Origin of the sequence: Adlercreutzia wanghongyangiae, from assembly GCF_035989245.1 — a bacterium.
In the GTDB taxonomy this organism is placed as follows: domain Bacteria; phylum Actinomycetota; class Coriobacteriia; order Coriobacteriales; family Eggerthellaceae; genus Adlercreutzia; species Adlercreutzia wanghongyangiae.
This window is the reverse complement of record NZ_JAYMFF010000015.1, coordinates 1-23,411: the sequence shown is the minus strand read 5'-3', so window position 1 is coordinate 23,411 and position 23,411 is coordinate 1. Positions and strand designations below refer to the sequence as shown.

General features: G+C 65.6%; 21 protein-coding genes, 5 tRNA genes, 1 other RNA gene and 1 riboswitch. Of the genes, 25 read left to right on the top strand and 2 right to left on the bottom strand.

Annotated elements, in window-relative coordinates:
- Position 1: 1 nt before the first annotated feature.
- The 12 genes from murD (at position 2) to VIN30_RS08060 (ending at position 12,356) form a co-directional block, all read left to right on the top strand.
- On the top strand, positions 2–1,465 hold the full coding sequence (gene murD, locus VIN30_RS08115) for a UDP-N-acetylmuramoyl-L-alanine--D-glutamate ligase (protein WP_338210711.1): 1,464 nt from the start codon (positions 2–4) through the stop codon (positions 1,463–1,465).
- Positions 1,466–1,515: 50 nt separating this feature from the next.
- Positions 1,516–2,868 (top strand): FtsW/RodA/SpoVE family cell cycle protein, encoded by a 1,353-nt coding sequence (locus VIN30_RS08110; protein ID WP_326425255.1) that lies wholly within the window; start codon positions 1,516–1,518, stop codon positions 2,866–2,868.
- A 2-nt stretch (positions 2,869–2,870) separates the two neighbouring features.
- Positions 2,871–3,986, top strand: a complete 1,116-nt coding sequence (gene murG / locus VIN30_RS08105) for an undecaprenyldiphospho-muramoylpentapeptide beta-N-acetylglucosaminyltransferase (RefSeq protein WP_338210708.1) — start codon at positions 2,871–2,873, stop codon at positions 3,984–3,986.
- Between the two features lie 36 nt (positions 3,987–4,022).
- Positions 4,023–5,405, top strand: coding sequence for a UDP-N-acetylmuramate--L-alanine ligase (gene murC, locus VIN30_RS08100; protein WP_338210706.1), 1,383 nt, complete (start codon positions 4,023–4,025; stop codon positions 5,403–5,405).
- A 10-nt stretch (positions 5,406–5,415) separates the two neighbouring features.
- Positions 5,416–6,348, top strand: coding sequence for a UDP-N-acetylmuramate dehydrogenase (gene murB / locus VIN30_RS08095; protein WP_338210704.1), 933 nt, complete (start codon positions 5,416–5,418; stop codon positions 6,346–6,348).
- Positions 6,341–7,366 (top strand): cell division protein FtsQ/DivIB, encoded by a 1,026-nt coding sequence (locus VIN30_RS08090; RefSeq protein WP_338210702.1) that lies wholly within the window; start codon positions 6,341–6,343, stop codon positions 7,364–7,366. Before murB ends, VIN30_RS08090 begins: the two co-directional genes overlap by 8 nt.
- A 187-nt stretch (positions 7,367–7,553) precedes the next feature.
- Positions 7,554–8,678 carry a cell division protein FtsZ gene (ftsZ, locus tag VIN30_RS08085; RefSeq protein ID WP_326425265.1) on the top strand — a complete coding sequence of 375 codons (1,125 nt, stop codon included), beginning with the start codon at positions 7,554–7,556 and terminating at the stop codon, positions 8,676–8,678.
- A 16-nt stretch (positions 8,679–8,694) separates the two neighbouring features.
- On the top strand, positions 8,695–9,522 hold the full coding sequence (locus VIN30_RS08080; protein ID WP_338210700.1) for a purine nucleoside phosphorylase YfiH/LACC1 family protein: 828 nt from the start codon (positions 8,695–8,697) through the stop codon (positions 9,520–9,522).
- Between the two features lie 5 nt (positions 9,523–9,527).
- The gene (locus tag VIN30_RS08075; protein WP_338210698.1) at positions 9,528–10,220 is read left to right on the top strand and encodes a YggS family pyridoxal phosphate-dependent enzyme; all 693 of its coding nucleotides are present in this window, start codon (positions 9,528–9,530) and stop codon (positions 10,218–10,220) included.
- 120 nt (positions 10,221–10,340) lie between these two features.
- Positions 10,341–11,165 carry a cell division protein SepF gene (locus VIN30_RS08070; protein ID WP_326425270.1) on the top strand — a complete coding sequence of 275 codons (825 nt, stop codon included), beginning with the start codon at positions 10,341–10,343 and terminating at the stop codon, positions 11,163–11,165.
- A gap of 48 nt (positions 11,166–11,213) precedes the next feature.
- Positions 11,214–11,471, top strand: coding sequence for a YggT family protein (locus VIN30_RS08065; protein WP_326425272.1), 258 nt, complete (start codon positions 11,214–11,216; stop codon positions 11,469–11,471).
- Between the two features lie 57 nt (positions 11,472–11,528).
- Positions 11,529–12,356: a DivIVA domain-containing protein gene (locus VIN30_RS08060; protein ID WP_326425274.1), complete on the top strand. Its 828-nt coding sequence runs from the start codon at positions 11,529–11,531 to the stop codon at positions 12,354–12,356.
- Between the two features lie 224 nt (positions 12,357–12,580).
- Here the strand turns inward: VIN30_RS08060 and rnpB are convergent.
- Positions 12,581–12,953: RNase P RNA component class A (rnpB, locus tag VIN30_RS08055), an RNA gene on the bottom strand.
- 48 nt (positions 12,954–13,001) lie between these two features.
- Between rnpB and VIN30_RS08050 the strand changes: the two genes are divergently transcribed.
- From VIN30_RS08050 to VIN30_RS07990, 13 genes are all read left to right on the top strand, one after another.
- Complete coding sequence (locus tag VIN30_RS08050; protein WP_326426799.1) at positions 13,002–13,628, top strand: thiamine diphosphokinase; 627 nt, start codon at positions 13,002–13,004, stop codon at positions 13,626–13,628.
- 61 nt (positions 13,629–13,689) lie between these two features.
- A riboswitch (TPP riboswitch) is annotated at positions 13,690–13,815 on the top strand.
- Positions 13,805–15,166 (top strand): phosphomethylpyrimidine synthase ThiC, encoded by a 1,362-nt coding sequence (gene thiC, locus VIN30_RS08045; protein ID WP_338210694.1) that lies wholly within the window; start codon positions 13,805–13,807, stop codon positions 15,164–15,166. Its footprint overlaps the riboswitch before it by 11 nt.
- A gap of 314 nt (positions 15,167–15,480) precedes the next feature.
- Positions 15,481–16,146 carry a thiamine phosphate synthase gene (gene thiE, locus VIN30_RS08040; RefSeq protein ID WP_338210691.1) on the top strand — a complete coding sequence of 222 codons (666 nt, stop codon included), beginning with the start codon at positions 15,481–15,483 and terminating at the stop codon, positions 16,144–16,146.
- Between the two features lie 117 nt (positions 16,147–16,263).
- Positions 16,264–16,860 (top strand): cysteine hydrolase family protein, encoded by a 597-nt coding sequence (locus VIN30_RS08035; protein ID WP_338210689.1) that lies wholly within the window; start codon positions 16,264–16,266, stop codon positions 16,858–16,860.
- A 101-nt stretch (positions 16,861–16,961) separates the two neighbouring features.
- A complete protein-coding gene (thiD, locus tag VIN30_RS08030; protein WP_338210687.1) occupies positions 16,962–17,816 on the top strand; it encodes a bifunctional hydroxymethylpyrimidine kinase/phosphomethylpyrimidine kinase in 855 nt (284 codons plus the stop codon).
- A 219-nt stretch (positions 17,817–18,035) separates the two neighbouring features.
- On the top strand, positions 18,036–19,730 hold the full coding sequence (locus VIN30_RS08025) for an FAD-dependent oxidoreductase (RefSeq protein ID WP_338210685.1): 1,695 nt from the start codon (positions 18,036–18,038) through the stop codon (positions 19,728–19,730).
- 3 nt (positions 19,731–19,733) lie between these two features.
- The gene (locus VIN30_RS08020) at positions 19,734–20,117 is read left to right on the top strand and encodes a cytochrome c3 family protein (protein WP_338210683.1); all 384 of its coding nucleotides are present in this window, start codon (positions 19,734–19,736) and stop codon (positions 20,115–20,117) included.
- Between the two features lie 117 nt (positions 20,118–20,234).
- Positions 20,235–20,897: a TetR/AcrR family transcriptional regulator gene (locus VIN30_RS08015; protein ID WP_338210681.1), complete on the top strand. Its 663-nt coding sequence runs from the start codon at positions 20,235–20,237 to the stop codon at positions 20,895–20,897.
- A 148-nt stretch (positions 20,898–21,045) separates the two neighbouring features.
- A tRNA-Gln gene (locus VIN30_RS08010) sits at positions 21,046–21,119 on the top strand.
- Between the two features lie 21 nt (positions 21,120–21,140).
- Positions 21,141–21,217, top strand: a tRNA-Glu gene (locus VIN30_RS08005).
- Positions 21,218–21,271: 54 nt separating this feature from the next.
- Positions 21,272–21,348 (top strand) — tRNA-Glu (locus VIN30_RS08000).
- A gap of 54 nt (positions 21,349–21,402) precedes the next feature.
- Positions 21,403–21,479, top strand: a tRNA-Glu gene (locus VIN30_RS07995).
- A gap of 54 nt (positions 21,480–21,533) precedes the next feature.
- Positions 21,534–21,610, top strand: a tRNA-Glu gene (locus tag VIN30_RS07990).
- Between the two features lie 34 nt (positions 21,611–21,644).
- Here the strand turns inward: VIN30_RS07990 and VIN30_RS07985 are convergent.
- Positions 21,645–23,078, bottom strand: a complete 1,434-nt coding sequence (locus tag VIN30_RS07985; protein WP_338210680.1) for a CCA tRNA nucleotidyltransferase — start codon at positions 23,076–23,078, stop codon at positions 21,645–21,647.
- Between the last annotated feature and the right edge of the window lie 333 nt (positions 23,079–23,411).

The following is a 23,411-nucleotide window of genomic DNA, read 5'->3' as shown; positions in this document are numbered from 1 at the left end:
CATGGCGGCGCGGGAATATGTGGCCGGACGCAAGCTGGCACCGGTCTCGCTCGGCCGGGTGCTCGTGCTGGGCCTGGGGAAATCGGGCAAGGCGGTGGCCGACTACTGCCTGGAGCGCCTGGGCGGCCGGGTGAGCTCGCTGGCTGTGGCGGCCGGCGCCCCGAGCGCCGAGGCCGAGGCCTGGGCCGAGGAGGCCCGCGCCCGGGGCGCGGTGGTGCTGTTCGAGCACGAGGCCATCGAAGGCACCTACGACCTGTGCATCGCCAGCCCCGGCATCTCCGAGTTCTCCGATTTCTACCGCAGCGCCGCCGAGGCGGCCGGCGAGGTGATCAGCGAGGTGGAGTTCGCCTGGCGCGAGAGCGCTGCCGACGCCCGATGGGTGGCCATCACCGGCACTAACGGCAAGACGACCACCACGGCGCTGACCTGCCATCTGCTGCGGGCCGCCGGCTTTGATGCCGTCAGCGTGGGCAACATCGGCGACACCTGCATCCAGGCCGTGGCCGCCGACGCCGCGGCCGTGTATGTGGCCGAGGTGTCCAGCTACCAGCTGGCCTCCACCCGCGATTTCGCCCCCGATGTGGCCGTGGTGCTGAACATCACCCCCGATCACTTGGCGTGGCATCGAAGCCATGAGAACTACGCCGCCGCCAAGTGGAAGGTGCTCGCCCAGGCGGACGCGTCTACCACGGCGGTGCTGAACGCCTGCGATGACGCCGTGCGCGAGCGTCTGCGCGCGCTGCGGGCCCAGGGCGCTCCCTGCGCCATCGTGCCCATCGGCACGGCGGCCGGCGTGGGCGGCGACATGCGCGCGGCCTGCGGCGCCGATGCGGCGGCCTTCCGCGGCCCGGGCGGCAAGCTGGTGGTGGCCCAAGCCGGCGAGGTTTCCGAGCTGGTGTACGTGGACAATCTGCAGATCAAGGGGGAGCACAACCAGGTGAACGCCCTGGCGGCCGCGAGCGCCGCCCTGGCTTTGGGCGCCACCGCCTCGGCGGTGGCCGAGGGGCTGCTGTCCTTCGCCCCCCTGGAGCATCGCATCGAGCCCGCCGGCACGGTGGCCGGCGTGGCCTGCTACAACGATTCCAAGGCCACGAATGTGGACGCCACGTTGGTGGCGCTCACGGCCTTTCTGCCCGCGCGTCCCATCGTGCTGCTGGGCGGTCGCGACAAGGGCACCGAGCTGGCGCCCTTGGTGGCGGCCTGCGAGCAGTATGCCCGGGCCGTGGTGTGCTTCGGGGAGGCCCGCGAGCGCTTCGCGGCGGCCTTCGCCGATTCCTCGGTGCCCGCGATGGAAGCTGACAACATGGAGGGTGCCCTGGATGCGGCCCTGGCCGCGGCGGTGCCCGGCGATGTGGTGGTGCTCTCGCCCGCCTGCGCCTCCTTCGACGAGTTCAGCTGCTTCGAGGAGCGCGGCGATGTGTTCAAGGCCCTGGTGGCCGCCCGGGCCGGGAAGGCCGGGGCCTAGGGGCCGTGGCGGCTCGGGCCCGACAGAACGCACCGCAGACGGGCCCCTCGTTGCAGGGGCCCCGTGTTCTGCTGCTGCTGTGCGTGCTCGCCCTGGTGCTTATCGGGCTGGTGATGGTGTTCTCCGCCTCGGTGGTGAAGGCCCTGGAGAACGGGGCTCCGGCCGAGACGTTCTTCCGCAGTCAGGTGATCTTCGCCGTGCTGGGCGCCATCATCGCCTTCGTGCTGTGGAAGGTGATTCCCTATCGGTTCTGGATGGGGTCGGCCGTCTGGCTCGTGTGGGCCGTGGCGCTCGCGCTTATTCTGGCCGTGTGGCTGGTGGGCGTCGACCACTACGGCGCCAAGCGCTGGCTTTCGGTGGGCGGCTCGGAAATGCAGCCCTCGGAGTTCTGCAAGATCGCGTTTCTGCTGGTGGCCGCGCGGCTGCTGGTAGACTACCGCAGCGGCACCGTGGAGTTGAAGACCACGCTTCTGCGGGCCTTCGTGCTCATCATCGTGCCCATCGCCATCATGTACCGCACCCAGTCCGACTTGGGCACCACGGCCATCTGTTTCGTGGGCATTCTGGCGGTGATGTGGATGGGGGGCGTGTCGAAGCGCGTTCTGGCAGCCTGCCTGGTGGTGGCGGTGGCCGGCGCGGTGATGGCCGTGTTCGGTACGGGCTACCGCGCTGACCGCATGGTGTTCCTCGATCCGTGGAACGACGGCGAGGGCGGCTACGGCAAGGGCTACAACATCATCCGCTCGTTCTACGCCCTGTCGGAGGGCGGCATCTTCGGCGTGGGGCTGGGCAACTCCCATGAGAAATTCCAGTACCTGTTCGCCTCCGAGAGCGACTTCATCTTCGCCATCATCGGCGAGGAGCTGGGCTTGGTGGGGGCGCTCGTGGTGATCGCGCTGTTCTTCGGCGTGCTGTTCGCGGGCCTGTCCATCGCCGAGCGCGCCTCCGACGATGTGGGGGCGATGATCGCCGGCGGCTGCACCGTCATGCTGGTGTTCCAGGCGTTTCTGAACATCGCCTGCGTGATCGGCGTGTTTCCCACCACGGGCAAACCGCTGCCCTTCATTTCCTCGGGCGGTACGTCCATGCTGGCTTCGTTCATTTTGGTCGGACTGATTCTGTCGGTGTCGGCCGCCGACCGCGAGCCGAGCGTGTACGAGCAGCGCCGCGCCGATCTGCGCCTGGTGAAGCAAGAGCGGGGAGGTGCCGACCGCGGACGCGGGGGCGCGGCCGACCGCGGGCGCCCCTCGCGTTCCCGCAGCCGATCAGGCGGTCGTTCCGGCGGCGCTGCGGGCAGTCGGTCGCCGCGTGGCGGCAGCTCCCGTCGCGCAGAGGGCCTGCGGGCGGCGCCCTTCCGCCCCGCAGTGCTGCGACCCTCGGCCGCTCGTTCTTTCAGGAGGTAATTATGCTGGCAGTTCTTTCGGGCGGTGGCACCGCCGGACATATCAATCCCGCGTTGGCCCTGGCCGGCGTGCTGCAGGACCGCGGATGGGACGTGCGCTTCGCCGGCACGCCCCACGGGGTGGAGGCGCGGCTCGTGCCGGCGGCCGGCATTCCGTTTACCGCCTTCGAGGCTTCGGGCTTCAACCGCAAGCATCCCACGTCGCTGGCGAAGGGGGTGGCCAAGATCGCCGCCTCCACCCGCAAGGCCGAGCGGTGGTTCCGCGAGATCAGGCCCGATGTAGTGGTGGGCTTTGGCGGCTATGTGTCCATTCCCGTGGCCCGCGCGGCCGAGAAGATGGGCATTCCCGTGGTGCTGCATGAGCAGAACTCGGTGATGGGCATGGCCAACAAGTACCTGGCCAAGAAGGCCGATGCCGTGTGCCTCACCTATGAGCACTCCCTGCAGTGCCTGGCGCCCGGGGCGCCGTGCCGCGTGACGGGCAATCCCGTGCGCCGCAGTGTCATCGAGGCCGATCGCTCGGCCGGCCGTGCCCTGTTCGATCTGACCGACGACGACCTGATGCTGCTGGTATTCGGCGGCTCGTTGGGCGCCCGTCACATCAACGAGGCCGTGGTGGCCCTGAAGGACCAGCTTTTGGCCCGGCCGCATCTGCGCATCGTGCATCTGACGGGCCCTAAGGAGCTGGACGCCGTGACGGAGGCCTTGGCGCTGACCGAGGACGAGGCCGCCCGCTGGACGCTGATGGGGTACCAGGACCGCATGGGGGAGACGCTGGCCGCCGCCGATGTCATCGTGTCGCGGGCCGGTGCCACGTCGCTGGCCGAGATATCGGCCCGCGCCATTCCGGCGGTGCTCGTGCCGTACCCCTACGCCACCGAGGACCATCAGACCATCAACGCGCGCTCCTACGTGGAGGCCGGCTGCGCCTTCATGGTGCCCGATGCCGCCCTCGATGGCGATGAATTCCCTCGTGCGCTGTTCGCGCTGGTGGACGATGAGGGGCGCCGCGCATCCCAGACGAGCGCCGCCCGCGCCCAGAAGACCGCCCAGGCGGCCGAGATGTTGGCAGATGTTGTGGCGGAGGCAGCCGCGGGGCGCTGCTCTACGGTACAATAGCGAAGTTTGAACCGGAAACAGAGGGGCGGTAGGTCCATGAGCACAGATACAGTTCACTTCATTGGCGTCGGCGGCGTCGGCATGAGCGGCATCGCGCGCGTCGCCCACGACCAGGGCATGCGCGTGTCCGGCTCCGATTTGAAGGAGAGCCGCTACACCAAGCAGCTGCGTGATGCGGGTATCACGGTGTTCATCGGCCAAGACGCGGCCAACATCCCCGAGGACGAGCCCATGGTGGTGGTGTCCACGGCCATTCTGGAGAACAACCCCGAGCTCATCGAGGCTCGGCGCCGCGGCCTGCCCATTCGCCATCGTGCCCAGATGCTGGCGCACCTCGGGCGCAATCTGGACACGCTGGCGGTGGCCGGTACCCACGGCAAGACCACGACCTCTTCCATGCTGGCCAGCACCTTGGACGCCATGGGGTGCGACCCCACCTTCCTCATCGGGGGCATCGTGCGCGCCTACGGCACCAACGCCCACTCCGGCACCGGCTCGTACTACGTGGTGGAGGCCGACGAGTCCGACAAGTCGTTCACCTACCTGTCGCCGGCGGCGGCCATCGTCACCAACATCGAGGCCGACCATCTGGACCACTACGAGGGCCTCGACGAGATCTACGAGCAGTTCCGCATGTTCCTGTCGGGAGTGCGCGAGGGCGGTCCGGTGGTGGTGTGCGGCGACGACGCCCGATTGGTGGAGGTGGCGGCCTCGGTCGGCCGCCCCGTGATCACCTACGGGTTCTCGGAGCACTGCGACGCCCGCATCATGGCCGCCGAGCCGGCCGGCGTGGGCACCGCGTTCACCCTGCGCCTGCCCGGCGGGCGCGTGGTGGAAAGCCGCATCAAGCAGAATCCCGGCATGCACAACGTGCTCAACGGCGTGGCCGTGCTCGCGCTTATCGACGCCTTGGGCCTCGATGTGGCCGACGCCGCCGAGAAGCTGGGCTCGTTTGCCGGTGTGCGCCGTCGCTTCGACGTGGCGGGCGAGGCCGGCGGCGTGACTGTGGTGGACGACTACGCCCATCATCCCACCGAGATCGCGGCCACCATCACGGCTGCCCGCGCCCTCGATTTCAAACACGTGCACGTGCTGTTCCAGCCCCACCGCTATTCCCGTGTGGCCCTGTTCACCGAGGTGATGCGCGACGAGTTCGGTGCCGCCTTCGACGGCGCCGACACGGTCACGTTCATGGACGTGTACTCTGCGGGCGAGGCCCCGGTGCCCGGCGTGAGCGGCAAGACCTTCCTGGAGCCGGTCATCGAGCACGGGCATGCCGGCGCGCGCTACGTGCCGCGCCGCATCGACGCGGTGCCGGCCATGATGGACATCGCCGAGCCGGGGGATCTGATCATCACCATGGGCGCCGGCGACGTGACGGCTATCGCTCCCCAGCTCGTGGACGAGCTGGGCCGATAGGAGCCAGGGCATGGCGCGTCACGCTTCTCCGCTTCAATCGCTTTTGGTGGACGATCGCTTCGACGGCGATGTGTACCCCAACGAGCCCATGAGCCGCCATACCACCTACCGCATCGGGGGGCCGGCCCGGTTCTTCGTGCGGGTGAACTCGGTGGGGGCCCTCACGGGGCTGGTGGACGTGTGCGCGACCGAAGGGGTGCCGTGGGTCGCGGTGGGCCGCGGCTCCAATGTGCTGGTGGCCGACGGGGGCTTCGCCGGCGTCGTCGTTGCCCTGGGCCGCGACTTCCGCACCACCCGCTTCGAGGACGGTCGGTTTCTGGCCGGTGCGGGGGCGAGCCTGTCGTCGGTGGTGCAGGACGCCTTCCGCCGCAACCTGGGAGGCTTCGAGTTCGCTGTGGGCACGCCGGGCACCATCGGGGGCGCCCTGCGCATGAACGCCGGCTCCCGCGACGAGTGGATCAGCTCGCGCGTGGTTACGGTAACCACCTACCGTCCGGGCCGCGGCCTGATGCGCCTGCGCGGCGACGACATCGCGTGGGGCTACCGCACCAGCTCCTTTGCACCCGACGAGGTTATTTTGGAATGCGAGCTGGCCGCCGAGGAGGCCGATCCGTTTGTCGTGCGCGACAAGATGGAGGCGAATCTGGCTCGGCGCCAGCAGAGCCAGCCCCTGTCCGAGCCGACCTGCGGCTCGGTGTTCAAGAATCCCGAGGGAGCCTCGGTGGGCCGTCTCATCGACGAGCTGGGGCTGAAGGGTACTGCCTGCGGCGGGGCCTGTATTTCCCCGCTCCACGGCAACTTCATCGTGAATCGCGGGGGCGCCACGGCTGCCGATGTGCGCACGCTGATGGATCATGTGCGCGCCCGCGTGCAGGAGGCTCATGGTATCGATCTGGCCTATGAAGTGCGTTTAGTGGGCTTTGACGAGGGCGCCCGTGGATAAGCGCGGCTCCAACAATCCCCGCTACAACAAAAGCGCAGCCCGTCGCGCTGTTTCGGCGACCGATCGCCCGGCCCGCCCGGCTGCCGGCCGGGCAGCCCGTCGTGCGGGCGTGAGCACGCCTACGGCCCGCGCGAAGCGACCGGGCGTCGCCCGCGCCGCCAAGCCGGCCCAGGTCAGCTCGGTGCGCCTGGGAGATCTCGATCGTGTGCACCGCCAGGCCAGTCGCCGTGAGGCGGTACGGCAGTCGCGTTCGGCCGCCTTCAAGGCCATCATCGCCGTTATCGTGGTGGCGGTGCTGGGTGTGGGCACCTATGCGGGGCTGTACTTCTCGCCGGTGTTCACCATCGAGGAGGTAACGGTAACGGGTGCCGACCACCTGACCAGCGAGGAGATGGCCGTGCTGGCGGCGGTGCCCCAGGGCACCACGCTGCTCAATGTGGATGCCGGCGCCATCGAGGACAGCGTGGTGCGCGACTCCTGGGTGGCCGATGTGGATGTGCGTCGCCTGTTTCCCGGCACGCTGGAGATCGTGGTGACCGAGCGCGCCATCGCCGCGGTGGTGGACGTGGTGGCCGACAATGCCAAGACCACCCAGCACTGGGCCATCGCCTCCGACGGCATGTGGCTCATGGAGATTCCCGACCAAGATTCCGAGCTGGGGCAGTCCATCAGCCCCCAGATCTACGAGGACGCCGCCAACGTGCTGCACATCAAGGACGTGCCCTTCGGGCTTACTCCCGAGGTGGGCACCTACTGCACCGACGACAACGTGAACAACGCCCTGGCCATTCTGGACGGGCTTTCCACCGATCTGGCCGACCAGGTGAAGACCGTGTCCGCCACCGATGCCGCCTCCACGCAGCTCACGCTGGACAACGGCATCGAGATCGCCTTCGGCACCGCCGACGACATCCGCGACAAGGAGCGCATCTGCCTGAAGATCATGGAGGAGCATCCCGGCAAAGTGGCTTATATCAACGTGCGCGTGGTGGACCGACCCACCTGGCGTGCGGTGTAGTAATGTCGTATTCGTGGATGCGGGGAATCCTTTAGCCGCGCCAGTCGTTGCAAAGGTTACGTCATCGTGTACAATATCCCCACATAAATGCCGTCCTCGGGGGCGGCACGGCAAGGCGCGTCTCTCGGACGCGTGAAATCGATTTCAAACGCGGCAGAGAAACGCAGCTAGTGTGGAGGAAACAACAATGGTGAATATCCCGGGCGGAGAGCATCTGGCGGTCATCAAGGTCGTCGGCGTCGGCGGCGGCGGAACCAATGCGGTGAACCGCATGGTGGAGGCCGGCGTGCGCGGCGTGGAGTTTATCGCGGTCAACACCGATCGTCAGGCCCTTCTCATGTCCGACGCGGACAAGACCATCCACATCGGCGAAGAGCTCACGCGCGGCCTGGGCGCCGGCGCCAACCCCCAGGTGGGCTGCCAGGCGGCCGAGGAGAGCCGAGCGGAAATTCGCGAGGCGCTGGCCGAGGCCGACATGGTGTTCGTCACCGCCGGCGAGGGCGGCGGCACGGGCACGGGCGCGGCCCCCATTGTGGCCGAGATCGCCCGCGAGGAAATCGGCGCCCTGACGGTGGGCGTTGTGACCAAGCCCTTCTCCTTCGAGGGTCGCCTTCGTCGCAACCAGGCCGATCAGGGTATCGATCTGCTCTCCCAGAAGGTTGACACCCTCATTGTGATTCCCAACGACCGCCTGCTCGAGATCGTCGACAAGAAGACGTCCATGATCGACGCCTTCCGCATCTGCGACGACACGCTGCGCCAGGGCATCCAGGGCGTCACCGACCTCATCACCATCCCCGGCCTCATCAACCTCGACTTCGCCGACATCCGCACCGTCATGAAGGATGCGGGCACGGCCATGATGGGCATCGGCGTGGCCACGGGCGAGAACCGCGCGCTGGATGCGGCTCAGCAGGCCACGTCCTCCAGCTTGCTGGAGTCTTCCATCGCCGGCGCGTCCCGGGTGCTGTTCTCCATCGCCGGCGGTCCCGACCTCACCCTCACCGAGGTGTCCGAGGCGGCCCGCACCGTGGAGGCTTGCGCCGACGAGAACGCGAACATCATCTACGGCCAGATCATCGACGAGGAGCTGCGCGACGCCGTGCGCATCACGGTTATCGCCACCGGCTTCAAGGTGGGCGCGGCTCAGTCCTCCATGGACTTCTCGCCCCGCAAGGACCTGTTCGCCGCCACCGAGGCTCCCGCGCCCCAGCCGCAGCAGCAGGCGCCCGTCACCTTCAGCGCCCCGGCTCCCGCGAACCGCTTCGCCGACGAGGATTACATCCCCGACTTCCTGAAGCGCTCCCGCTAGGAGGCGATTGCGCTTCATGGCACTTCCGCAGCCAACATTGCAGGCCCGCGTTTCGGCGGGCCTGTCCTTTTTAACCGACGAGCCGCTGTTTCGGGCCACGGGCGTGCGCATGGGGTTCTCGCGGCGCCAAGGTGGTGTCAGCGAGCCTCCGTACGACGGACTCAACCTGGGCACCCACGTGGGTGACGATGCGGCGGCTGTGGCCGAGAATCGCGTGCGTCTGCAGGGCGCGGCTGGCTTGGGCGGCACCGCGCTGCTTACCTTGAACCAAGTACACGGCAATCGTGTGCTCGCATTGCCCGAGCGGGATGCTGCCGTCTTCTCGTCGGTGACCGCCGCGGCCGAGGAGGGCGCCGACGGGGTCGCCGTGGCTGCGCCGGGCGTGACGGCGCTTTTGTGCTTCGCCGATTGCACGCCGGTTATCGTGGTGTCGCCGACGGGCGCCTTCGCCGTGGCCCATGCCGGTTGGCGCGGTGCCTTGGCGGGCATTCCCGCCGAGGCGGTGCAGGCGTTGGTCGCCTTGGACGACCAGGTGGGCGCGCAAACGAGCCCCGCCGACTTCAACGCCTATATCGGGCCCCATATCTGCCCGTCGTGCTACGAGTGCGGTGCCGAGCTGGTGGGCCGCTTCGTAGACCGCTTCGGGCCGGCCTGCGCGCACGAGGGTGATCATTTGAACCTGGAGGCGGCGGTGCGGGCCAGCCTGGCCGAGGCGGGCGTCGCGTGCGACCGCATCGCGGCGGCGGGGGAGTGCACGGCCTGTTGCGATGATCGGTACTTCTCGTATCGAAAGAGCGGGGGCTGCTGCGGCCGTCACAGCGCTTTCGCCGGACGAAAGGAATAGCAGCCATGGGTATTGCCGAACGTTACCGTCAGGTGGCCGACGAGGTGGCCGCCACGGCCCGCGCTTGCGGGCGCGCCCCCGAGGAGGTGCGCCTCGTGGCCGTGTCGAAGACCGTGGGGCCCGACGAGGTGGCCGCCGCCGTGGCGGCGGGTGCGCGGGATTTCGGCGAGAACCGCCCCGACCAGCTGATGGCCAAGGCACCGGCGTTCCCCGAGGCCCGTTGGCACTTCATCGGCAACATCCAGTCGCGTCGTATTCCCGACATTGTGGCGAATGCCAGCCTTATCCACTCGCTGCACGAGGAGCGCCATGCCCAGAAGATCGATCGCGCCGCTGCGGCCTTGGGGAAGGTGCAGGACGTGCTCGTGGAGGTGAACGTGTCGGGGGAGGCGTCGAAGAGCGGCGTGGCCCCGGCCGACGCCCTGGCACTGGTGCGGGCGGCCGGAGCGCTTTCCCATGTGCGCGTGCGCGGCCTGATGACCATGGCGCCCCAGGGCGATCCGGCGGCTGCCGAGGCGACGTTCAAGGGTCTGGCCGACCTTGCGCGCGAGGTGCGCGCGCAGCTTCCCGCCGACGCGGCGGCCGACTTCACCGAGCTTTCCATGGGCATGAGCGAGGACTGGCGATGCGCCGTCGCCTGCGGCGCCACGATTGTGCGCATCGGCCGTGCTATCTTTAGCGAATCTTTCGAGGAGTAGCGGCGAACCTGCTATGATGGGGGACGACTTTACCAGAGCGCGCCCGCGACCTGCGACTGCCGAGGCGGTTGGCAGGCCCGACGCCCGGTGCGGCGCGCGGGAAACGAAGCAGGAGGCCCCATGGACCTGAACGACGGCAAGCGCATGTTCGGCGATATTAAGTCGAAGCTGGGCTTCGGTCGCAAGGACGACTACGAGGAATACTACGACGACTACGAAGAGTACGACGAGGAAGATTACGGCGAGTACGGCTACGATGAGAGCTACGAGCGGTCTTCGTCCTCTTCGTCTTCGCGCTACGATCCCTACAGCTCGGTGACCACCCGCGAGGTGGGCAGCCGTTCCACGGGCCGTTCCTCCATGCCGCGCCTCGTCTCCATCGACGATGTGCGTGCCCGCACGCAGGTGCCGTCGTTGGGCGAGCGCGAGAGCGTATCGTCCAGCCGCCGCACGAGCGGCTCCAATTCCTTCCGCACCATGGTCGATTCGTCGCTGCCGCCCCAGATGACGCCCGAGGGTACCGCGGCCGCCTCCGCTGCGGCCAGTGCCACCCATGCGGCCCGCTCCGAGGGGTTGAACTCGCTGTTCGAGCCCACCGCTCCCGCCTCCTCCTCCGAGGAGCGTGCTGGGTCGACGCGCTCGTCGTTCGGAGCTGCGGGCACGTCGCGCACCGCCCCTTCCCGCACTTTGAAGGTGATCAAGCCCATGGCCTACAACGATGCCGAGGCCATTTCCACGGCGCTGAAGCTGGGCGATGCCGTGGTGCTGTGCCTTACGGGCACCCCCGACGCCCTGGCCAAGCGCATCCTCGACTTCTCCTTCGGCGTGGCCAGCGCTCTGGATGCCAACGTGGAAAGCGTGGGCAACAAGGTGTTCGCCCTCACGCGGGTGAACGAGCTGTCCGAGGGCGAGCGTTCCTACCTGCGCAGCCAGGGCCTGGCCTAAACGGCCGCGTCCGGGCACGTTACCCTCTTATCTCCAAAGGAGTTCCCCATGTTAATGTCCCTTATCGTGAAGTTGGCCGATGCCTACTCCATGATCATCTTCGTCTACGTGATGATGTCGTGGCTGCCCAACACCCAAAGCGGCGTGATCGGCGATATTTACCGAGCGCTCGGGAAACTGTGCGATCCATTCCTCAACTTGTTCAAAAAACTTATTCCGCCCCTTGGAGGTATGGTGGACGTAACTCCCATTATCGCCTTGCTTGTATTACAATTCGGGGTACGTTTGCTGGCAGTGCTCTTCTAGTCAAGCGACCGGCATACAGACAACAACGGCAACGTACGAAGGGCCAGGGTACCATTTATGACTATTACCGCTTCCGACATCCACAACCAGAGCTTCTCCATCGACCGCAAGGGCTACGATGTTGACGAGGTGGATGTGTTTCTCGAGCATGTCGCCGACGAGATCGACGTGCTGAACGACACCATTGCCCACCTGCAGGCGCAGCTGGAAGAGGATCGCTTCAGCGGCTTCGACGCGGCGCCGTCCTCCACGGTGGCCATCACCGAGACGGCGGTGGCTGCGGTGGATACCTCCGAGCTGGATGCCCAGCTGGCCCAGAAGGATGCCATCATCGGCGATCTGGAGCGTCAGCTGGCCGACAAGCGCGCCGACGACAATGCCATCGCCCAGGCCCTCATCATTGCCCAGCGTTCGGCTGACGAGATTCTGGCCAAGGCCAACGCGAACGCCACCGAGACTATTCAGGATGCCCGCGACGAGGCCCAGCGCATTATCGATCGTGCCAACACCGATCGTCAGGACGTGGTGGACGCCATCCGCAAGCTGCAGGACGACCGCGAGGATGCCCGCGAGGAGTACGCCGATCTGCTGAAGGATATCATCGCCGACGCGTCCCGCAAGCTGGCCGATATCGGCGCCAATGTGCCGGCCGCTGCGGCTGCCGCAGGCGACGGCGAGTACGATGTGGCCGCTGGCCTTACCGGCAACTTCGAGATCGACGAGTATGTGGCGCCGTCCTCCTACGTGACGCCCGCCGCCCCGGCCGCCCCGGCCGCTTCCGCCGGCATTGCCGTGGCCGCTGCCACGCCGGTGGCCTCGCCCTACGAGAAGGATCTCTCCGGCTTTGGCGACGCCGACGACTTCGAGTTCGAGGAAATCGACTAATCGGCCGAGGAAAACTTCCAAGCACACAAGAACCGCCTCCGGGCGGTTCTTTTTATATCTTATTTTGTCATGGGGATTCGCCCAAGGAAGTCAGCGAGGTTCCGAAAGGTGCCTGGAATTCGCTTGAAAAGCGGCGCAGCGTACTTCGGTACGAGAAGGCCAGGTGCCTTTCGGAACCGCAGCGTCGGGTTCGTTCGTCGTTGCGTCAGCAACGACGAAACAGAGAAGCGAGCGGGTCGATAAGCCGGGTTCTGTCTTGGGACGGCCATTTATCTCGAACGCGAGTCGCCTCGCGCCTCTAGCACGCAACCCGAGCGCACGGCGGGCCACCGTATGGCGCTCCTATTTGCGCTTGCTCCAGATGGGGTTTACCAAGCCGCGACGTTGCCGCCGCGCTGGTGCGCTCTTACCGCACCGTTTCAGCTTTTCTCCTGTGTCGCGCATGCTGCACAGGGCAGCATGTTCCGAGCAGGGGAGTCTTCTTTTCTGTGGCACTTTCCGTCGGGTCGCCCCGCCCAGCCGTTAGCTGGCATCTTGCCCTGCGGAGCCCGGACTTTCCTCGCACCCTTACGGGTACGCGGCCGTCTGGCCCGCTCGCCTGTGGTATTGTAGCAGAACAACGAGCAACATTCAGAAGGGATTCCCGTGACCACCTACGCTCTCGTCGGCGCCTCGGATTTCAATGCCGAGCACTTCGCGCAGCGCGCCGATGCAGGCGCCTTCGATGCCGTCATTGCCGCCGACGGAGGCTACGCATCGCTTGCGGCGGCGGGGTGCACGCCCGATCTCGCCATCGGCGATTTCGACTCGCTCGGCTATGTGCCCGAAGGCGTGCCCGCGAAGGCCTTCCCGCCCGAGAAGGACGCCTCTGATATGGAACTAGCGCTGGAGGCGGCCCTCGCGCGCAGTGCCGACGCTGTGGAGGTGTACGGGGTTCTGGGCGGCCGTCTTGACCACACGCTAGCGAACCTGCTGCTGCTCGCCTCCTTTGCCGAGCGCGGTCTTGCGGTGACGGCGGTGGGGGAATCTGAGCGCATCGCCTTCCTCGCAGGTCCGGGTGAGCTGGTGCTACCGGCGGCTGATGCGGGCATTGTGTCGGTGTTCTCGCTCACCGACGTCTCCACGGGGGTCGTGGAGGAGGGCTTGAAGTACGGCCTTGACGGCGTGGCCCTCACGAACCGCACAAGCTGGGGCCTTTCCAACGAGCTTATCGGCGCGCCCGCGCGCATTGCCGTGGAAAGCGGTACCTTGGCGGTATTCCTGCCCCTGTAGGACGCCCGCCCGCGCTCGCGCCGCTCGCGCCGCGCCCTTCCTTCCCTATACTGTTCCCACAACCTCATACCCGGGGAGCTTGCAGCCGCGCGGCGGCCGGGCAGGCTGAGAGGGGGCGCCGCACACGCCCCGACCCGAAGAACCTGATATGGGTAATGCCAACGAAGGGAGTCTTCATGACCGACACCGCATCGCGCGGCGCCGCAACCGGCCCGCAAGCCCCCGTCACCCAGATCGACTTCGCCCGCGCGGGCATCGTCACGTCGCAGATGGCCGCTGTGGCCGCCGCCGAGGCGCGCGACCCTGAGGCCGTTCGCGCTGCCGTGGCTGCCGGGCGCATCGCCATTCCCGCGAACATTCACCACGCAAGCCTCGCGCCAGCCGGCGTGGGCTCCACGCTCGATGGCGTGCCGTTGACCACCAAGGTGAACGTGAACCTGGGCATTTCCGGGGATCTGGCCGACGAGGCCGTGGAATGGGAGAAAGTGGCGGTGGCGCACGAGCTGGGCGCCGACGCCATCATGGACCTGTCGAATTCGGGCAAGACCCGCGCCTTCCGTCGGCGTCTTATCGAGCAGTCGCCGGCCATGATCGGCACCGTGCCCATGTACGACGCCATCGGGTATTTGGAGAAAGCGCTCGTCGCCATCACCCCCGAGGACTTTCTGGAAGTGGTGCGGGCACACGCCGAGGACGGCGTGGACTTCGTCACCATCCACGCGGGTATGAACCGCCGGGTCATCGAGTCGTTCAAGGAAACGGGGCGCCTCACCAACATCGTGTCGCGTGGCGGTTCGCTCATCTTCGCCTGGATGGAAGCCACGGGCCGCGAGAACCCCTTTTACGAGTACTACGACGAGGTGCTCGCCATCCTGCACGAGCACGACGTGTGCATTTCCATCGGTGATGCCATGCGCCCGGGCAGCGGTTACGATGCGACGGACGCGGGTCAGATCGCCGAGCTTATCGAAATCGGCAAGCTCACCCGCCGCGCCTGGGACGCGGGCGTGCAGGTGATGGTGGAGGGCCCTGGGCACATGGCCCTCGACGAGATCGCCGCCAATATGAAGCTGCAGAAGCGGCTGTGCCACGAGGCGCCTTTTTATGTGCTGGGGCCACTCGTCACCGACATCGCGCCTGGGTACGACCATATCACCGCGGCCATCGGCGGCGCGGTGGCGGCCGCATCGGGCGCCGACTTCCTCTGCTACGTGACGCCGGCCGAGCATTTGCGCCTGCCCGATGCGAACGATGTGCGCGAGGGGCTCGTGGCCACCAAGATCGCGGCTCACGCCGCCGACATCGCCAAGGGCGTGCCCGGGGCCCGCGACCGCGACAACCGCATGAGCGACGCGCGCCGCCGCGTGGCCTGGGACGAGATGTTCGATTTGGCGCTCGATCCGGCTCGCGCTCGCGCCGTTTTCGAGAGCGCGCCGCCCTCCACCGAGGGCACCTGCACCATGTGCGGCAAGATGTGCGCCATGAAAACGGTGAACGACATCATGGACGGCCTCGTGGTCGACCTGGATGCAGGCTGATCGCGCGCAGCCCTTCAATGCTCGTCTTGGCGGCGCTGCATTTGCCGGTTAAGGCATTCGGCGTCGGGCGGTTGTTTTGTCGTGATCTTCGGCCCGCTTCTGAGTTTTTAGGGAAATTCGTCGTGTAAAGTGCGTTTGTTAGCATGGGATAGGGTTTGTGGCGGCCTTCTAGTCTCAAATGCGACATGTTTTGAATAGTTTTGCCTGGTTAATCCATTGGATGACAATGCCTTTCCGGGAATTTGGCCGCGCGGTATGCTAACAAACGCACTTTTGGCTACAAAAAAAGAAAACGGTAAGGAAGGAGAGGGAGAATGCCCGCACAGCAACGAGGAATGTGGTCGCCGCAGGACATCCGCGGCGCGCTCAAATTGTACGCCGTCACGGACAACGCGTGGCTGGGGCAGCGCACGCTGGTGGAATGCGTGGGGGAGGCGCTTGCTGGCGGAGCGACCTTCGTGCAGCTGCGCGACAAGCGCGCGGGCGCGGAAGAGCTGCGTGCTGAGGCCGCCGAGCTGCTGGCCCTCTGTCGGCCGACCGGCGTTCCCTTCGTGGTGAACGATGATGTGGAGTGCGCCCTGACCGTGGGTGCCGACGGGGTGCACGTAGGCCAGGACGACATGGCTTGCGAGCGAGCTCGGGCGCTGCTCGGCCCCGATGCCATTGTGGGGGTGAGCACCCAGACGGTGGAGCAGGCCCGGGCGGCCGAGGCGGCCGGGGCCGATTACCTGGGTGTGGGGGGCGTTGCCGGCACGGCCACCAAGCCCGAGGCCGGAGTGCTCACCCCCGAGGAGTTCCGCGCGATTGCCGCAGCGGTGGACATCCCCATTGTGGCCATCGGCGGCGTGAATGCGAAGACGATGCCGCTCCTGACCGATCTCGACGTGGATGGAGCCGCCGTCGTGTCGGCCATCTTCGCCGCCGACGATATTGAGGCTGCCACCCGCGAGCTTTCCCGTATTATCGGGGAGACCCTCTAGCGCATCATCCGAGGCAGTATCCCCGGTCGTCTTGAGCGGTCGCGCTCGCTCCGTGTCATCCTGAGCGGAGGCACACGGCGCCGGAGTCGAAAGATCCTCAAGAAAGGAAGGACCCCCATGCTGGGAGATGAGAACAACAACGATCTGGTTGACCTTTCCGCCATCGACCGCTTGAGATGCGCGCTCCTCGTCATCGACGAGCTGGGTGACCCCACGGGCACGCCGCTGGAGCCGGTGCTTCTGCCCTCCATCCAGCAGACGGCCAAGCTTGCCGAGGCCGCCCGCAAGGTGGGCATGCCCGTCGTCTTCACCAACGATGCGCACATCCCCGGCATCGACCGCGAGTTGGCGTTGTGGGGCACCCACGGCATCGCCGGCACCCCCGAGGCGCAGACCTCGCCGCTTTTGAACCCCCAGCCCACCGACTACGTGGTGGAGAAGCGCCGCTACAGCGGGTTTTTCCAGACGGGGCTCCTCCTGCTGCTGAACGAGCTGGGCGTGGACACCCTCATCTGCTGCGGCATGGACACCAACATCTGCGTGAAGCACACCGTGGCCGACGCCTACTTCAACAACTTCAACATCATCGTGGTGGGTGACGCCACGGCCACCTTCCTCGTGGGCGATCAGGCGGAAGGCCTCGACTACATGCGCACCTGCTACGCCGCCAAGATCATCGACACCGACGAGGCCGTGAAGCTCATCGAGGCGTAGCCCGCGCGTGACGATTGACTGTCAGAAGGAGGCGGCCGTGCGGGGTCGCCTCCTTTTTATGAAATGATAGGCGCACTTGTATGTGCGGAGAAAGGAGCGCCATGAAAGCGGTTCTCACCATTGCCGGGTCCGATTCCAGCGGGGGAGCGGGCATCCAGGCCGACTTGAAGACCATCGCCGCCCACCAGCTGTTCGGCGAGAGCGTCGTTACGGCGCTCACGGCCCAGAACACCACGGGCGTGTTCGGCGTGATGGATGTGGACCCTGCCTTCGTGGGCGCCCAGATGGACGCCGTGTTCGACGACATCCGCCCCGATGCGGTGAAGATCGGCATGGTATCCTCGCCGGCCATCGTGCGCGCCATCGCCGACGGGCTGCGCCGGCACGGGGCCGAGAACATCGTGGTGGACCCGGTCATGGTGGCCACCTCGGGCTCGGCGCTCATCGCGGATGCGGCGGTGGATGCGCTTGTGGCCGAGCTGTTTCCCCTTGCCACAGTGATCACGCCGAACATACCCGAGGCCGAGGTGCTCGCGGGCATGGACATCAGCTGCGCCGACGATGTGGAGCGCGCCGCCGAGCTCATTGCTGCCCGCTGTGTGGCGGCGGTCGAGACCTCGCCCAACCCGGATGCGGCGCCCCGCGTGCCGGCCATCATGGTGAAAGGGGGACACGGGGTGGGCGATCCCGATGCGGCCGACGACTACCTGCGCATGGCCGGCGGCGAGCACGTGTGGCTGCACGGCAAGCGCGTGCACACCGAGAACACCCACGGCACGGGCTGCTCGTTGTCCTCGGCCATCGCCTGCGGGCTCGCCCAGGGCTTCTCGGCGGATGTAGCCGTGCGCGAAGCAAAGGCCTACGTGGCCGGCGCCCTGGCGGCCGGTCTGAACTTGGGGCGGGGCAGCGGCCCGCTCAACCACATGTGGCGCTACCCGGGCCCCGCACCCTGCTAGGGTTCTGCCAGTATACGTTTTCCAGAGCCCCGCCGGCGTACAGTGCGCCGGCGGGGCTCTGCGTTCGAGGAGAAAAGTTCTTCCTGAATACTTTACAATGTAAAGTAAAGCAGTTATGATTTGCCTCGCATCGAACTTTACGATGTAAAGTTCGCGTAACGAGGTGTTATGCGAAAAAATGAGCGGCCCGTGAGGTGGGCCCGATGCGAAGGAGGAGCTATGGAGGGAACGAACGTATCACGTCGCGACTTCCTGCGCGGCGCCGGGGTTGTGGGCGCGGCGGCAGGAGCCCTCGTCCTGGCTGGAGGCGCGCAGACGCCCGCAGCTGTAGCCGAGGAGACCGAGGGCGCGGTCCCGGGTATTGCGAAGCTGGCTAACGAGACGGCGTGGATTCCGGTGCAGAAGGCGGCCTGCCCGGGCCCACGCGGTCCTATCGGTTTTGTTGCCGATGCCATTCCGTCCGATCAGATTGCGGCGACCGAAGATCACGACATCGTCGTGGTGGGGGCGGGTATCGGCGGCCTCATGGCTAGCCTGAAAGCGGCAGACGAGGGTGCCGATGTCGTTTGCATCGAGAAGATGACTTTCGGTCGCGCTTGCTTCGAGGCTTTTGGAGCGGTGAATGCGAAGTGCCAAGAGGGGCTTGATATCCAGCCGCAGTTGCTGCTTGACGAGATTTACCGGAGTGCTTACTGGCGCATTCGCCCCGAACCGGTACGCACTTATGTGCGACGTTCCGGTGAAGTGACCGATTTCTGGCAGGCCGTGCTGGACAAGGGGTCTAACGGATTTACCATCAGCCATGTTCAGGAATACCCTTCGACGTGCGGCATGCCCTGTCTCACCGATCTTATCCCCACGGAGCTCGGCTTCGGCGATAGCCCTTGTCTGCCGCCTGATGCCGGCATTCGTCCCGGTTATGCGGGTATGTACGTGTGCTTGGAGATGCAGGAGGTGGCAAGCCAATACGACAACCTCGACATTCGCTTTGAAACGCCTGGCGTGCAGTTGGTGCGGGAGGGCTCGGGACCGGTGGCCGGCGTGATCGCTAGGAACGCCGAAGGCTCTTACGTCAAGCTGAATGCCCGCAAGGGAGTTATTCTGGCCACGGGCGGCTACGACGCCAACCCCGATCTTATGGAGGCTTGGTGTCGTCCCGAGGATTATGCGTCATCGAGTTGGTGGAATCCCGGGTGGGGCACCACGGGAGACGGCCACCTGATGGGAATCCAGGTGGGAGCCCAGATGGATCCGTGTCCCCAGCCGGTCATGAACTTCCGCTGGGGTAGCCCCGATTCCTTTTACGATTCACGAGCTTGGGGCGCTATCTCCATTGCCATTCTCGTGAACGGCAACGGAGAGCGCTTCGTACGCGAGGACCTTCCCTTCCAGCCGGTGTCCAACGCGCAGAACGCCCAGCCCGATTACGGCGCGAATTGCTGGGCTGTTTTCGACGAGACCATGATGGGTGGCATGGACGACGCTGCCGTCGCGGATTACAAAGAGAGAGGGTGGCTTTTTGAGGGCGGAACGCCCGAGGAACTGGCCACGGCCTGCGGCATGAGCCCCGAGGGCCTGTCGATCACTATCGGACGCTACAACGGGTTTTTCGAAAAGGGAGTCGACGAGGACTTCGACCGCGATCTGTCCGCCGCGATTCCGTTCACGGGCAAACGCTATTTCGCATTGACCACCAATAGCTGCGTGCTCGCTACGGTGGGCGGCCTGACCATCGATGGCAACGCTCAGGTTCTCGACACGGAAAACAAGCCCATCGGCGGCCTGTACGCCACAGGCAACGTTTCGGGTGGCTTTTTCGCGGGGAATTACCCGCGCCATATTCCTGGAACATCTATTGGCCGTGCCGTCACTTTCGGATATGTGGTCGCCGAGCATGCCATGAAGGGGGAGTAGGATATGAAAAAGAATGTATTGAGCCTGGCTGTGGCGGCCTGCGTCCTTGCTCTGGGATTCGCTCTTTTTGCCTGCGCCCCACAGCAGCCTTCCGGTGAGGCGGATCGGGCTGCAGGAGGTGCAACCGAGGAACAGATTGACACTGCGGCTGGAGAGGGGCTGTACCAGTCCGACGAGCAGTGCTTGTCTTGCCATGGCGGCTCCTACGAGGCGCTCGCCGCGACGACGGCGGACTACGGTCTCTCTAATCCGCACAACTCCATACACGGTGGCTACAACTCTTGCGTGAACTGTCATGCCCGGGACAAGGAGATCACCGACAATAAGTGCGACAATTGCCACGCTTGGCCTCATAACCCTGAGAACGGGCCGGGAGCTTCCTTGTAGCCAGTCGGGTGCTCTGGATTTCAAATGTCGATGGGGCGGCGTATCCAATGCGGGTGCGTCGCCCGTTTATACTCATTTATATAGAGGATGCTTTTTGATGGCAAGGAGGGAGGGTTCATGGCGCGGGGGTCAGTGCAGGAAAACCGCCCTCCTCTTTCTCGCGACGCTATTGTCGACGTGGCGACGGAGCTTATTGAGCGGGAGGGCCTGCCTTCTTTCACCATGCGGTCGCTTGGACGAGAGCTGGGGGTCTCCGCGATGGCGATCTATGGCTACTTCGAATCGCGTGGCGATGTTCTCACTGCTGTGCTCGAGCGCTTCATGGCCACGATAGATGCCGACCCTGTGCCTGGGGAGCGCTGGGACGATACCCTTCGGCGCATCATGACCTCGATCTATGTTGAGGAGATGGCCCATCCCGAGTTGGCCTCCATTGAAATTACGCCCGGTGCGGGAAACGAAGGTCTGGCTCGTCATACTGAGAAAATTGTCGCGTTGCACCTGGATCAGGGCATCCCTGTGCCCGTGCTGAAGCGTGCGTGGGCCATGGTGGACGCCTTTTTGGCGGGTTTTACCGACAATGCAATCGAGGAGCGGGCAATCGCCAACCTCCCTGGAGGCGCGCACGCTCCATCATCGGAGCACGATCTTGCCTTATGGGAGGAAATCGTTATGGATGCCCATTCGGACGAAGCTTTCGCCTGCGGCATTGAGATCATCATCGAGGGCATTCGCGGCTTGGCGGCTCCGGATCCCTGCGATTGGCGGACGCCCGAGTAACACCTGCGTCAGGCGCCCCGCCACGCCCCAATGCCGCTCTCCGCAATTTTTGAAATTCCTGAAAGAGGGGGCTTGACGCAAGGGGGTCCCTTCCGTAATATACTCACTTGCGCTTACCGCTTTAGCGGTACGGGCGAAGAAGTATCGTTGGGGTGTCGTCTAATGGCAGGACAGCGGTTTCTGGTGCCGTATGTGAGGGTTCGACTCCTTCCACCCCAGCCATTCTTTGCGCGAACGCTATGTGGCTCCGTCGTCTAGCGGTTTAGGACGCCGCCCTCTCAAGGCGGAGGTCGCCGGTTCGAATCCGGTCGGAGCTACCAGGGAAATCGGGCCGGGAGGCAACCATCCTCCCGGCTTTATGCAGCGCGCTATGTGGCTCCGTCGTCTAGCGGTTTAGGACGCCGCCCTCTCAAGGCGGAGGTCGCCGGTTCGAATCCGGTCGGAGCTACCAGGGAAATCGGGCCGGGAGGCAACCATCCTCCCGGCTTTATGAAGCGCGCTATGTGGCTCCGTCGTCTAGCGGTTTAGGACGCCGCCCTCTCAAGGCGGAGGTCGCCGGTTCGAATCCGGTCGGAGCTACCAGGGAAATCGGGCCGGGAGGCAACCATCCTCCCGGCTTTATGCAGCGCGCTATGTGGCTCCGTCGTCTAGCGGTTTAGGACGCCGCCCTCTCAAGGCGGAGGTCGCCGGTTCGAATCCGGTCGGAGCTACCAGGAATCTTCAGGGTCGTCTGCGGGCGGCCCTTTTTCATGTTCGGCGGTCGTCGGCGAAGGCCAGCAGGGCCTCCCGCTCGTTGGGCACCGTGCCGTCGATGACGGCGCCCAGGCACTGCTCCAGCAGCTGCCCCACGGCTGGGCCTGCCTTCACGCCAAGCCCCATGATGTCGTTGCCGTTGATGGCCAGCTGCTTTACGGTAAAGGCATCCCCCTCGGCCACGATCTCCCTCATAATGCGACGCAGCTCCTCGGCGGTGTCGGCTCGCGGCGCGCAGAACGGCGCCTGGCTCAGGGCGTCGGCCCGCTTGATGTCGCAGAGCGCTTCGAACAGATCGGTGCGGCCTCCCAATCGGTTGAGGGCCCGCCGTACCGCGCGCGGCTCGGGGGGCACCACGTCATCATGTACGCGCACGATGACGGGCACATCGCGCCGCAGCCAGGCGGGGAAGGGAAGACGTCGCATGATGCCCTCGGCCAGCGTTACGCTCACAGCGGCATGGCCGTAGAAGTGCTCCACGCGCTCGCCCTCGCGCTCCTCGAAGAATGCTGCGGCTGGCTTGCCCATGTCATGGAACAGCGCGCTCCAGCGCTGGAGCGGTTCGGGCGGGGTGTGCTGCACAACCCAGGCCGTGTGTTCCAGCACGTCATATATATGGTATTTCGTCACCTGCTCGCATCCCTTCATGGACACCAGCTCCGGCAACACAAAGGCGAGCACATCGACGCACCCCATAAGAGCATCGTGCACGTAGTCGCCGCATACGAAACGCTCCAGCTCGCGGTACACCCGCTCTCCCGATATCTTCCTCAGAAGATGCTTCGATGCCATCATGGCGTTGAAAGTGGGCCCGTCAATGGCGAATCCCAGCTGCGAGGCGAAGCGGCAGGCGCGCAGGATGCGCAGGGCGTCCTCGGTAAAGCGCGTCGAAGGATCGCCCACGCATCGGATGACGCCTCGTTCTAAGTCGGTTGCGCCGCCGTAGGGGTCGATGAGTCCGCGTTCCGGATGGTAGGCGAGGGCGTTCACGGTGAAGTCGCGCCGCTGCAGGTCCTCCTCGATGCTGGATGCGATGGTGATGGCATCGGGGTGCCGCCCGTCGCTGTAGGCACCATCGCAGCGGTACGTGGTGATCTCGAAAGGCTCGCCGTCCTTCACGACGGTGAGGGTGCCGTGGGCGGTGCCCGTCTCCACGGTGCCCCAGCCCGCGGCGGCGAATACGCGCTGCACGGCGGTCCAGGGAAGGCTCGTGGCGATATCCACATCGTGAACGGGACGATCGATCAGGGCATCGCGCACGCAACCTCCCACGCACCAGGCCTCGCCATGCGCGCCCTCTATAAGGGAAAGCGCCTCCAGCGCAAGAGCCGGCAGCGGTAGCAGGGGAGAAGGGCGCGCGCCACCGGAATCGGGGGCCATGCGGAAGGGACGGGCACTTGTGTTGGGATTGCGGTGGGCGCGAGCCATGGGGCTTCCTTACTTTTGAGTGGTTGTTTTGCCTCAGTATACTGGTCTTTCTTGCCAACGGCCCCATTGTTGTCGAGCAGCTGGGCAAAAAATTTCAAGAAATTTGAAATTACCCCTTGCGCGAAATGCTGAAGGCTGTATTATATGCAAGCTGTCTTTTTCGGAAGTACGAAAGGCAGTCTCGGCGAAGAGCTTTTGGCTCTGTCAAGCGAGAAAGCAAAATTGTCAAGATTTTGTGAACGAGTTGACAAGCCATTCGAAACCGAGTAAAGTATTTCCTTGCGCCGCTCGCGAAGGGCGGCGGCGGGCAAGAGGCCCGCGGAACCTTGACAA

Bases quoted from the DNA above. Each gene is read 5' to 3' on its own strand.
- VIN30_RS08080 (WP_338210700.1), top strand. From the start codon at position 8,695: ATGGCACTTCCGCAGCCAACATTGCAGGCCCGCGTTTCGGCGGGCCTG.
- VIN30_RS07985 (WP_338210680.1), bottom strand. From the start codon at position 23,078: ATGGCTCGCGCCCACCGCAATCCCAACACAAGTGCCCGTCCCTTCCGC.
- VIN30_RS08020 (WP_338210683.1), top strand. From the start codon at position 19,734: ATGAAAAAGAATGTATTGAGCCTGGCTGTGGCGGCCTGCGTCCTTGCT.
- VIN30_RS08065 (WP_326425272.1), top strand. From the start codon at position 11,214: ATGTTAATGTCCCTTATCGTGAAGTTGGCCGATGCCTACTCCATGATC.
- VIN30_RS08070 (WP_326425270.1), top strand. From the start codon at position 10,341: ATGGACCTGAACGACGGCAAGCGCATGTTCGGCGATATTAAGTCGAAG.
- VIN30_RS08060 (WP_326425274.1), top strand. From the start codon at position 11,529: ATGACTATTACCGCTTCCGACATCCACAACCAGAGCTTCTCCATCGAC.
- thiD (WP_338210687.1), top strand. From the start codon at position 16,962: ATGAAAGCGGTTCTCACCATTGCCGGGTCCGATTCCAGCGGGGGAGCG.
- thiE (WP_338210691.1), top strand. From the start codon at position 15,481: ATGCCCGCACAGCAACGAGGAATGTGGTCGCCGCAGGACATCCGCGGC.
- murB (WP_338210704.1), top strand. From the start codon at position 5,416: ATGGCGCGTCACGCTTCTCCGCTTCAATCGCTTTTGGTGGACGATCGC.
- thiC (WP_338210694.1), top strand. From the start codon at position 13,805: ATGACCGACACCGCATCGCGCGGCGCCGCAACCGGCCCGCAAGCCCCC.
- murD (WP_338210711.1), top strand. From the start codon at position 2: ATGGCGGCGCGGGAATATGTGGCCGGACGCAAGCTGGCACCGGTCTCG.
- murG (WP_338210708.1), top strand. From the start codon at position 2,871: ATGCTGGCAGTTCTTTCGGGCGGTGGCACCGCCGGACATATCAATCCC.
- VIN30_RS08035 (WP_338210689.1), top strand. From the start codon at position 16,264: ATGCTGGGAGATGAGAACAACAACGATCTGGTTGACCTTTCCGCCATC.
- VIN30_RS08075 (WP_338210698.1), top strand. From the start codon at position 9,528: ATGGGTATTGCCGAACGTTACCGTCAGGTGGCCGACGAGGTGGCCGCC.
- VIN30_RS08015 (WP_338210681.1), top strand. From the start codon at position 20,235: ATGGCGCGGGGGTCAGTGCAGGAAAACCGCCCTCCTCTTTCTCGCGAC.
- murC (WP_338210706.1), top strand. From the start codon at position 4,023: ATGAGCACAGATACAGTTCACTTCATTGGCGTCGGCGGCGTCGGCATG.
- ftsZ (WP_326425265.1), top strand. From the start codon at position 7,554: ATGGTGAATATCCCGGGCGGAGAGCATCTGGCGGTCATCAAGGTCGTC.
- VIN30_RS08025 (WP_338210685.1), top strand. From the start codon at position 18,036: ATGGAGGGAACGAACGTATCACGTCGCGACTTCCTGCGCGGCGCCGGG.